Genomic DNA, 10,499 nt, shown 5'->3' on the forward strand with positions numbered 1-10,499 from the left:
AAGGTCAGCAAGGTCAGCAAAATGATTCTTCGCAAAGCTCTCAGGATCAACAACAAAGCTCCAGTGGCAAGTCGCAAGATCAAAGCAGTAACCAAGATCAACGTGGTCGCCAAGATCAAAACTCAGCTCAAGGCCAACCTGAAAATCACTCTGACTCTGAAAAGTCTAAACAAGACGACAAGCAAGCCACGCAACAAAGTAACAGTGATCAGCCGAAACAGAGTGACCAAGAAGGCGCTACACCTCAAAGTGCTAGCGCACAACAAGCTTCAAAAGAAGATGGTGAGCAAAGTAGTCAGCAAGCTGTAGCACAAACCTCAGATCAACCTCTGTCGAGCGACCCTGACATGCGAAAACTTGAGCAAGTAGAAAGCGCCCGTGACCCGAGCCAACTGCTTAAAGCGCAAATGATTTTACAAGCACGACAAAAAAGTGCTCCTAACAACCAGAACAAAAAGTGGTAACCATGCGATTTCTAAACAAGCCATTTTTATCCGTACTCCTAACATTGTTGTTGGGAGCTTTCTCGTCCTGCTCAGCATTGGCTGCAAACGCCGTGGCGAGTGTTTCACATAACAGTGTCACCAAAGATGAAGTATTCCTACTTAGAGTCGCGACCGATGAAAAGGTCTCTTCTGATGCTTTAGATCTAACGGCGCTCCAACAGGACTTCTATGTCGGTACACCAAGCTTTGGCTCGTCGATGCGAATCGTCAATGGCAGCCGTTCGGTGTCAAGCGAGTGGAACATCACCCTTGCTCCACTGCGCTTAGGCCGGATACAGATCCCTAGCTTTGACATTGAAGGGGCTAAAACCAAGCCTATCACCATCAATGTCGCCGTTAATAAAGCGGCGCCAACTCAACATGACATGGCTGAGTTTCAACTTAATCTCAGCAAGAACTCACTATACCCACAAGAGACCGCAGAGCTTGATGTAAAGCTGATCATTAAAGCGGATCCAAGAAGGCTTCAAGATCCGAAAATCGCGCCACCGAGCTCTTCAGGCTTAGATGTGGAACCTATTGGGGAATCGAAGCAATTTCAAGACGTTCTCAATGGAAAGGAGGTGACGGTAGTTCAACAGTCTTTCCGTATCTCTTCACAAAAGGCCGGACAGTTTAAGCTTAACGGACCGAAGCTGACTGGAGCCGTTGTTTACTCAACCAACAACTCAAGCAAAACGCGCCTTTTCCAGCTCGACACGCCCGTTGAAATCTTAGATGTAACAGTGAAGGACGTACCAAAAGGCTACCAAGGTGAGTGGTTACCAACATCAAACTTCAAACTGCTTCAACAATGGTCCGATAGCCAAGGCAATCAACTGGGAAATAGTAATGGTTTAGAAGGCGACAACCCAACCATTGAAATGGAAGCGGGTGACTCGTTAACTCGTACCATCACCATGACGGCTAGCAACTTAACGCAACACCAACTGCCAAAACTGAATATCACCTACCCTAATTCGGTACGTGTTTATGAAGAAAAACCGCAATTTGGCACAACACAGTCCGGCGATGCGGTGGTGGTGCATAAACAGGTTCTAATCCCAAAAGAGGCAGGAAACATCTCACTTCCGGATGTGTCCCAAGCTTGGTTCAATACTGATGCCCAATCAGAACAAACCAGTAAAGCTCAGGGCCTAGAGCTAACAGTAACAGCAAGTGATCGTGTTGTATCAAGCACACCTCCTGTTGCTAGCGCGCCGCTCCAACAAACAGCACCAACAGTGATTAACGTCGATAGCCCAGGGATCTGGCCTTATCTCACCGCCCTATTTGCAGCTTTGTGGCTAATCAGCTCAGCATTGGCATTCTACTTCTGGTCACGCCGCGGTGTAACGACAAAACCAACACACACTGTTGAACGTCAATCAGATACCGCAGAAGCGCTTATTGAAGCTCTAAGAACGAAAGATGGCGTGATGACCAGAACCTTATTTGAGCAATGGAAATCTGAAAATACAGATCTAAGTGATGAGACGTTACAAACCGTTGAAGCCGAACTCACCAAGCTAAACCAAAGCCTTTATGGTGAAGCCGGTTCATCAGCCCAAACATGGAGCCCTGAGCTGGCAATCAAAACGGTGAAGAAGCCCAAGAGAGTTGCGAGTAAAAAGCATAATAGTTCGCTAGAAAATCTTTAGTCGACGCTGTTCATCAAGAACAGTAAAACACAAAGGCCGTTGATCATCTTGAGATCAACGGCCTTTATTTTAAGAAAGAGAGGCTGTGACTTTTTTACGTTTTAAGGCAGAAACAATTCGATTTCGCCCCGAGTCTTTGGCTTGATACAAGGCTTTATCTGCCTTGCCATACAACAAATCAAAATCGAACTGATGCTGGTCAGACGTTATCGAGGCATAGCCAACGGATGCCGTTAAATATGGGCTGGTACTACTTTCACAATGCAGGATTTTTGCCTCTTCAATGCATTTTCTAATCGACTCTGCACGTTGCTTTGTCTCTGAGTGATTCGTGCCAATCATCAACAACATAAACTCCTCTCCGCCAATCCGGCAGAAGGTTTCTTTATCATTGTGAACATGGGCATTCAGTATCTCACCTACCGTCCTCAGAGCCGCATCCCCTTCAGTATGACCATAGACACTGTTGTACAAACCAAAGTGGTCGAGGTCGACAAGAATCAAGCCAAATGTAATTTCGTTCTGTAAGGCAAAGGCACCTTGATCGTCACCGTTCAAGTCTTCTAGAACCTGCGACAACATACGGCGGTTTCCAAGGCGCGTCAGTGGGTCTAATTTAGAAATGATGTCTAACTGTTCATTGGCTCTTTCAAGCTCTTGAGTGCGCTTACTGACCTCTTGCTCAAGCGTTTCATTGAGCTTTTTAAGCTCCTCTTGCGCCATGGTTCTTTGCAACACCTCTGCGAGGCTAGAGGCAAAGATACGAATTACTTCGCGAAGCTGGGAAGTTAAAGGGCTGCGTGTTAACAAGTTATCAGCAGCGATAAACGCAATCGGCTCACCCGTATTGGTGGTGAGCATGGTCATTGCCGTCCAACCGACTCCCACAATATTGAAATCGTGATAGATAGGAACTGATTCTTCAAAGGCAACTTGATTAGGGCAAGCACGAGCTGCGGCTACAATGTCACGTTCCACCAGCTCAGAGCGATAATAGGACTCATCGACAATATCGCCTTTGATGTCAGTGCCCCAAGTACCTTGCATGTAACTGCACTTTTTGTCTGTTAGGAAAACAGCCAGTCGATCGATACCTAGATGTTGAATCGCAAAACTAACCGCGGACTTACAGACTTCACTGACGCTATCGCATCGGGACAGCTCAACCATACTCGAGTGCAACATACGTATGTTCTGCTCTTGGCGCTTGCGAATATAGATTTGAGAAAGCAAAGAGCCAAAAGACTCAAGCATCTGCTTTTGATAGTTAGTAATCGGTGAGCGATGAATGTAGTTATCCATGGCGATCCAGCCGACAGGTTTGTCGCCTTCACGCAAGATAAGCATGCCATTCCACCCCTGCCCGACCACCTTACCTTCTGTATACAGGGGCGCATTATCGATGATGACTAGATTAGTATGGTTATCAGACAGCGCTTCAATGTATTCCGCTTCAAGTTGGTGCAAATCGTATTGAGTGTGGTGTTCACTGTTGGTTTTACCCGCTTCGTCAGTGCCATAAGTTCCGCTGAAACAACGCTTTTTCATATCAAGCAACATGAAGATCGCACGATCAAACCCTAACCTGTCTCGCACAGCCTCAACCGATGCTTTATACAAAGCATCGAGTGACTCAGGGTTAGAAAGCTCAAGCGCGACCTGATGAACCAGCTTCATGTTCTCTACAAACAGCTCACGTAACTTTATCTCATCTAAGTATTGAGCTTCACGTGTGTCTCTGTGTTTGATTTCTAGCGCCGCGTTCTTTTCGGCACGAATACATTGCCAACGGGCAGCCGCGAGCTGTAACACATCAAGATCTTGGTCAAAGGTTTGATTAACCTTCTCAGCATTGCAATTTTGAACAATTAAATAAGTTCTGGAGGCAGGTGCGTTGTCGAGCATCATGATAAACGACTCCCCACCAAGCACTTTCATGTGTTCCCACTTGCAGGTGTTGATAGCCATTGGCAAAACCCCGTCTGCGGTATCAAACTGTGAGACCCACGGCCAAAATGTAGAGGGGTAGCTCGCCAATGAGGTTAGGTCGCCATAAGAAAAAAGCGGTAATGCGTCGCTCTCCGGCGTCGGTTCAGCAAATATTCCTATCCCTTTTGGAGTAAGTACCTTAACCAGATAGTCAAAAAGAGACTCAGCCAACAGACGATGGTCGCGTGTCGCAGATATTTGTTTTGCAAAGGCTTTAACAGGCACAGCTTCCTTCCATTGGCGATTAAGAATAAAGCAAAAATACAGAAGGCTTGATATGCAATCAATGTAAGTGAAAATGAGATGTTAAGCGGGTCGCAGTTTCACCTTTAACATTATCACAAGCATGAGAAGGACGACAAAAATGGGATTCTCTGCCCAAAATCACATCGACATTGGGGATTTTTTAGACACATAAAAAAGCCCCACCTATAGTGGGGCAAAACTTCCATCGCTTATAGTTATAGTGATAATTCTGTTGTTCTATTCGATTATCTAACCTGCGTTTCAGTTAGTGTGTAAAGGTATCTAATCGCTTAAATACCACACGTAAATCGTCGATTAACCGAAGTCACCGTTTACGTAACCTTTAGTACGATCATCTTTTGGTTCACTGAAGATAACGCTGGTTTCGTTATGCTCTACAAGCTCTCCCATTAGGAAGAAAGCCGTGCGGTCTGAGATACGACGCGCTTGCTGCATTGAGTGCGTTACGATAACGATAGTGAAGTCTTTCTTCAGATCTTCCATCAATTCTTCAATCTTGTGTGTCGCGATTGGGTCTAGAGCCGATGTTGGTTCATCCATCAGGATTACATCTGGTTCCATTGCAATGGTACGTGCGATACATAGACGCTGTTGTTGACCACCAGACAGACCAAATGCATGCGCTTTAAGACGGTCTTTTACTTCATCCCACAGTGCAGCACTGCGTAGCGAGCGCTCAACCACTTCATCGATGTGTTTTTTGTCTTTGATACCTTGAGCACGTAGGCCGTATGCCACGTTCTCGTAGATGCTCATTGGGAACGGGTTTGGCTTTTGGAATACCATGCCTACGCGGATACGTAGGTCAGCGACATCGATATTACCGTAGATGTCAGTGCCATCCATATCCAGCTTACCCTTAATCGTAACGCCTTCAATTAGGTCATTCATGCGGTTCAAACAACGCAATAGTGTTGATTTACCACAGCCAGACGGGCCAATCAGAGCAGTAACCTGGCGAGTTGGAATTGGCAGGTTGATAGATTTAAGCGCTTGGTTGTCGCCGTAAAACAGATCTAGGTTCTCAATATCAAATTTATTCATGTTCGTAATCTCTAAATTCTTAAATTCGTGTCTAACTTGATGCTTTCTTTATCACGGGGGCTCGCTTTATTTATGAGCCAGCTAATGAGCTTAGTAAGTTGCCGTGTTGAAGCGTCTCGCAATCAGTTTTGTAACCATGTTGATCAAGAGAACCAGTACGATTAGGACTGTCGCCGTGCCGTAGGCTTGGTTCCACTCATCGATAGTAAATAGCTCTGTTGTCAGCTTATATAGGTGAACCGTTAGTGTACGGCCAGAATCGAATACCGACTCAGGAACACGTGCCACCATACCTGCTGTTAAAAATACAGGTGCTGATTCGCCAATTACACGACCAATACTAAGAATGACCGAAGTTAAGATACCTGGCATTGCGCTTGGTAAGATCAAACGCCAGATAGTGTAGATTTTTGAAGCGCCAAGGCCGTATGAGCCTTCGCGGTAAGTTTGTGGCACTGCCATCAATGCTTCTTCTGTAGTACGAATGATTACAGGAAGAATCAGGATACTTAGCGTTAGTGCACCCGACAGAATCGAGAAGCCAAGACCAAGAATCGAAACAAAGAAGGTCATACCGAACAGACCAAAGATGATCGATGGGATACCAGCTAACGACTCAGTACAGAATCGAATCACTTTCACCAATCGGCTACCTACTTTCGCATATTCAGTTAAGTATATCGCCGTCATGATGCCCAGTGGCGCGGCTACCGCAATCGATGCGATTACCATGTAGATCGTGGCAATGATCATTGGGAAAATACCACGTTCTTCACCAGTACGAGTGTAATCGTCAGTGATGAAGTTCCAATCTACGTATTGCAGACCGTTCGATAGGATGTACCAAATAATCCAGAATAAGAAACCAACGGTTACAGCTGCAGCTGCCCAGATAAAACCTTTTAGGATGTTATCTTTGGTTTGACGTGCTTGTTTTAGTTTTACGCGATCCATATTACTTATCCTCGCCTACTTCGCTTTTTCACGGTTAAGATAAAGTAGAGCACCATTTAACATCATGATGAACACTAGAAGTACAACACCTGTTGCGTACAGTGCGTTAGCGTGAACGCCACTTGCGTAAGACATTTCAATTGCAATGTTTGCTGTTAGCGTACGAGCAGAGTCCAAAATGCCTTCTGGCATTGCTGGCGCGTTACCCATAACCATGATGATTGCCATCGTTTCGCCAAGTGCGCGGCCGATACCCAAAATCACACCAGTCATAATGCCTGAACGTGCAGCAGGAACGAGTAGCTTAAAAATCGTGTAGATTTTCGAAGCACCCAGTGCAAGTGAACCTTCTTTGTATGTGCGAGGTACAGCACGAATCGAAGTTTCAGAAACCGTGATAACGGTAGGAAGAATCATGATACCCAGAACAATGATACCCGCCAGGATAGTGTTACCCGCTGGTACTTGGAAAACGTTCTGAATCATTGGAACGATAATTACTAGACCGAAGAAGCCGTAAACTACCGACGGGATACCCGCTAGAAGCTCAACTGCTGGTCGAATAATATCTGCAAGACGCTTTGGAGCAATCTCAGCAATAAAAATAGCGGTTAATACACCAACTGGTACACCAACAACTACAGCTCCAAGTGTCGAAACAATCGATGCAACAATCATAGTTGCAACACCGAATAGAGCTGGAGGTAACCAGTCAACACCCAGAACGATGCCAGAAACACCGGCCTCTTGGAATGCAGGGATACTCTCTGCAACGATAAAGTAAGCGATAACGGCTAGTGATACGATGCCGATTACAGCACTCGATAAGAACAAGCCGTGGAAGATTCTTTCTCTCCAGTCGATGCGCTTCTTAGCACGTAGACTTGGCTTGTTGATTTGAGTCGCTTCAGTATTCATAAGCTTTTCACTATTTGCGATGGTCATATATAAAATCTCAAACTTTGTGGCTCAATAAGAGCTCGAAATAAACAAAGTTGAAAGAAAAGGCTCAGCCTAAAGCAGGCTGAGCAATAATTAAGATTGAGTCAGTTAAGATTAGTTAACTGTGATGTAGCCTTTCTTACCAGCGATAGCTTGAGCTTCATCTGCAACCATCCAGTCTAGGAATTGTTGAGTTTCAGCTGTTGGAGCACCGGCTTTGTAAAGAACTAGGAATGGGCGAGCAACTTTGTAAGAACCGTTCTTAACGTTGTCTACAGTCGCAGCAGCGCCGTCGATAGTTAGAGCTTGAACAGATTCGTCAACTGTACCTAGAGAGATAAAGCCGATAGCGTATGGGTTGCTTGCTACAGAAACTTTAAGTGCGCCATTACCGTTTGCAACTTGTGCACGTTGAGAGATAGCCGATACTTTCTTATCGCCAATCTTCTTCTTAAGCTTCATGATGTCTTCGAATGCGCCACGTGTACCAGATGCAGTATCACGAGTGATTGCTACGATTGGCTTATCAGCACCGCCAACATCTTTCCAGTTAGTGATGTCGCCTTTGTAGATTGAAGTGATTTGCTCAGCTGTAAGAGCAGATACTTCGTTATTTGGGTTTACAACAACTGCGATCCCGTCACGAGCGATAACTAGCTCTTTCAGGTCAGCTGTTTTCTCTTCTTCTTTTAGGTCACGAGAAGAGATACCAAGGTCAGCACTTCCATTTTTTGCTGCTTTGATGCCTGCAGAAGAACCTGGTGCTTGAATTTCGATGAACACTGGTTCGCCTTTATTCATGTAGGTTTCTGCAAAAACTTCAACCAGTGGAGAAGCACTGTTAGAGCCAACTACAGAGATAGTTTCTTTAGCTGAAGCTGTATTCACTGTTAGAGCGCCTAGTAGTGCGATTGCACCGATAACTGTCTTTTTCATCACAAATTTCCTTTAGTGGCGTTATTGCCGTAATGTTTTGCTTGAACGAGGCCTACTTTAGAATCCGAATGTGACAGTTGTGTTTCACTTAATTGAAGCCTATATGACAACTACAAATTAATGGCTAATTTCTCTCCTACTCGATGAATTGATAGTCGCGCCCCCATCAGATGCAGTTAGTGAATGCAGGTCTCACCATCGTTTGAGCACCAAAAAGCTAGATTTCCTTCCCTATTTATATCGAATACTAACCAATATATTTCTCTATTTATCAATCAAGTAGCCCTAACACGATGGATAAAAAGATCCACCTTTATCGCCATTTAGAACAATAAACAACCATCTATATCAAATACCTATCGCATATAACGAAATCAAAGCCTTTACTGATTGAATTGTCAGTCTCATTAGTTAGAATCGCCAACTAATTCTAATAATAATTCTCATCTTTTTATTTTATTCAAAGAAGGACATTACATGCGCCAACTTCTCAGTGGCTTATCAATCAAAATACAAATTCTTATACCCGTACTATTTTCCGTTGTCTTACTTTTAGCCGGTGTCATTATCGGTGGTGAAAAACTAGAAAGTGCATTCAAAGATGTGTCAGTAGCAACCGACCAGTTAATCTTACATAAAGAAGAACTTAGCGAAATCGTCGACAACAGCTATGGCATGCGCATCAAAGCGATTTACAGTCTATTCAATGCTGATGACGTAAAAACATTGGTTGAAACACTAAACCAAAAACGCGATCAGAATACTCGCCTACTGAATTCATTAGACACAGTGCCAGGCATGCAAGATGAAGTGGCCGCGATGAACAAAGCGATGAATCACTATGTCGATTTTTCTCGTACCACCATGCTTCCGCTATTAAGAGCGAAACACGGCGATGCATCACTATCTTCAGATTTTGAAAACCGCTACCAGATCGCAATCGACCAATACCGACATGCGGGTAATGAAATGGTGCAAGCGATCAATACTCTGTCTAAAAAGCTGAACTTGCTTGCCACTCAAGAGGTCGACATCAACGGCCAGCAACACGCTAGCACGCTGACTACTGCGACCATTGCACTGTTGGTGATCCTGTCTGTAGCTCTAATTATCAGTTGGACGCTGGCTGGTATCATTGTTAAGCCGATCAGCAACATTCAAGAAACGATGCGGGAAGTAGCAAAAGGTAACTTGTTAGTTAAAGCAGAAGAGTATGGCGACAACGAAATCTCATGCCTAGCGCAAGACGTAAACCAGTCTGTTGAACAGCTGCGTGACACGGTAAGCTCGCTGTCTCGAATCAGTATCGAAGTGGCTTCTGCGTCGACAGAGCTAGCGGCTGTAATGACACAGTCCAGCGTTAACTCAGACCAAGAGAAGCAAGAGGTGGAGCAAGTTGCTTCTGCTGTGAACCAATTGGAAAGCACAGCAGCACACGTTAATGAGAACGCAGTACAAGCCGACTCAGCGTCTAAGCAAGCTGACGAAATGGCGACACACAGCATGAGCTTGTTTAATGAAAGCAACAAAGCTAACGAACAGATGGCTATTCAGCTAAGCGAAGCTGCAAATGTTGTGGGCACGCTAAAAGAGCACTCTGAACAGATTGGTAAAGTGATTGAGGTAATTCAAAGTATCTCCGAACAAACTAACCTGCTGGCGCTTAACGCAGCAATCGAAGCCGCTCGTGCAGGTGAAAGCGGTCGTGGTTTCGCAGTGGTTGCTGATGAAGTTCGAATGCTAGCGGCACGTACACAAGATTCAACCAAAGAGATCCAAACCATCATAGAAGGTTTGCAGGTTCAATCCGGTAACGCGAATGAAAGCATGAGCAGCTCATTATCTATGCTGGAACACAACCAAACTCTTGCAGGTGAAGTAAGCGCGGCGCTTTCAGGCATTGCTAACTCGGTAACGGACATGACTGAGATTAACACTCAGGTTGCCTCTGCCGCCGAAGAGCAAAGCCAAGTAACCTCAGACATCAACCGTAACATCTCAAACATCTACAGCCTAGTAAGCCAAAACGTTACCGGCATTACTCAAGCCGCTGCAGCAAGCCACGAGCTTTCTAACCTAGCAGAACAACAGAAGCAGCAGTTGGATTACTTTAAGGTATAGGCTTCAAGGTACGAAGTTCAAAGCAAACAGATTCAGGCTGTATGCTCTTTAGAACTCGCCGATAAACAAAAAGCCAGCCATCATGAACTGACCCCCAATA

General features: G+C 45.0%; 7 protein-coding genes and 1 pseudogene. 3 read left to right on the top strand and 5 right to left on the bottom strand.

What is annotated here, in order from left to right; translation table 11 throughout:
* Together AB4274_RS20645 and AB4274_RS20650 are read left to right on the top strand one after the other, a co-directional pair.
* Positions 1-464: pseudogene (locus tag AB4274_RS20645) on the top strand (hypothetical protein); the annotation flags it as partial.
* Positions 465-466: 2 nt separating this feature from the next.
* A complete protein-coding gene (locus AB4274_RS20650; protein WP_372113072.1) occupies positions 467-2,146 on the top strand; it encodes a BatD family protein in 1,680 nt (559 codons plus the stop codon).
* Between the two features lie 69 nt (positions 2,147-2,215).
* Here AB4274_RS20650 and AB4274_RS20655 read toward each other — a convergent pair whose 3' ends face one another.
* The 5 genes from AB4274_RS20655 to AB4274_RS20675 all read right to left on the bottom strand — a co-directional run bounded on the left by AB4274_RS20655 (position 2,216) and on the right by AB4274_RS20675 (position 8,278).
* Positions 2,216-4,360 carry a GGDEF domain-containing protein gene (locus AB4274_RS20655; RefSeq protein WP_372074476.1) on the bottom strand — a complete coding sequence of 715 codons (2,145 nt, stop codon included), beginning with the start codon at positions 4,358-4,360 and terminating at the stop codon, positions 2,216-2,218.
* 336 nt (positions 4,361-4,696) lie between these two features.
* A complete protein-coding gene (gene pstB / locus AB4274_RS20660) occupies positions 4,697-5,446 on the bottom strand; it encodes a phosphate ABC transporter ATP-binding protein PstB (RefSeq protein WP_004737715.1) in 750 nt (249 codons plus the stop codon).
* A gap of 90 nt (positions 5,447-5,536) precedes the next feature.
* Positions 5,537-6,400 (bottom strand): phosphate ABC transporter permease PstA, encoded by an 864-nt coding sequence (pstA, locus tag AB4274_RS20665; protein WP_017064256.1) that lies wholly within the window; start codon positions 6,398-6,400, stop codon positions 5,537-5,539.
* 15 nt (positions 6,401-6,415) lie between these two features.
* The gene (gene pstC / locus AB4274_RS20670; protein WP_017064255.1) at positions 6,416-7,345 is read right to left on the bottom strand and encodes a phosphate ABC transporter permease subunit PstC; all 930 of its coding nucleotides are present in this window, start codon (positions 7,343-7,345) and stop codon (positions 6,416-6,418) included.
* Positions 7,346-7,456: 111 nt separating this feature from the next.
* The gene (locus tag AB4274_RS20675) at positions 7,457-8,278 is read right to left on the bottom strand and encodes a phosphate ABC transporter substrate-binding protein (protein WP_017064254.1); all 822 of its coding nucleotides are present in this window, start codon (positions 8,276-8,278) and stop codon (positions 7,457-7,459) included.
* Between the two features lie 477 nt (positions 8,279-8,755).
* Between AB4274_RS20675 and AB4274_RS20680 the strand changes: the two genes are divergently transcribed.
* The gene (locus AB4274_RS20680; protein WP_372113074.1) at positions 8,756-10,399 is read left to right on the top strand and encodes a methyl-accepting chemotaxis protein; all 1,644 of its coding nucleotides are present in this window, start codon (positions 8,756-8,758) and stop codon (positions 10,397-10,399) included.
* The last annotated feature ends 100 nt before the right edge of the window (positions 10,400-10,499 follow it).

The sequence above is a fragment of the Vibrio sp. 10N.261.55.A10 genome, from assembly GCF_041470825.1.
GTDB classification, from domain to species: domain Bacteria; phylum Pseudomonadota; class Gammaproteobacteria; order Enterobacterales; family Vibrionaceae; genus Vibrio; species Vibrio crassostreae_C.

Bases quoted from the DNA above. Each gene is read 5' to 3' on its own strand.
- pstA (WP_017064256.1), bottom strand. From the start codon at position 6,400: ATGGATCGCGTAAAACTAAAACAAGCACGTCAAACCAAAGATAACATC.
- AB4274_RS20680 (WP_372113074.1), top strand. From the start codon at position 8,756: ATGCGCCAACTTCTCAGTGGCTTATCAATCAAAATACAAATTCTTATA.
- AB4274_RS20650 (WP_372113072.1), top strand. From the start codon at position 467: ATGCGATTTCTAAACAAGCCATTTTTATCCGTACTCCTAACATTGTTG.
- AB4274_RS20675 (WP_017064254.1), bottom strand. From the start codon at position 8,278: ATGAAAAAGACAGTTATCGGTGCAATCGCACTACTAGGCGCTCTAACA.
- pstC (WP_017064255.1), bottom strand. From the start codon at position 7,345: ATGACCATCGCAAATAGTGAAAAGCTTATGAATACTGAAGCGACTCAA.
- pstB (WP_004737715.1), bottom strand. From the start codon at position 5,446: ATGAATAAATTTGATATTGAGAACCTAGATCTGTTTTACGGCGACAAC.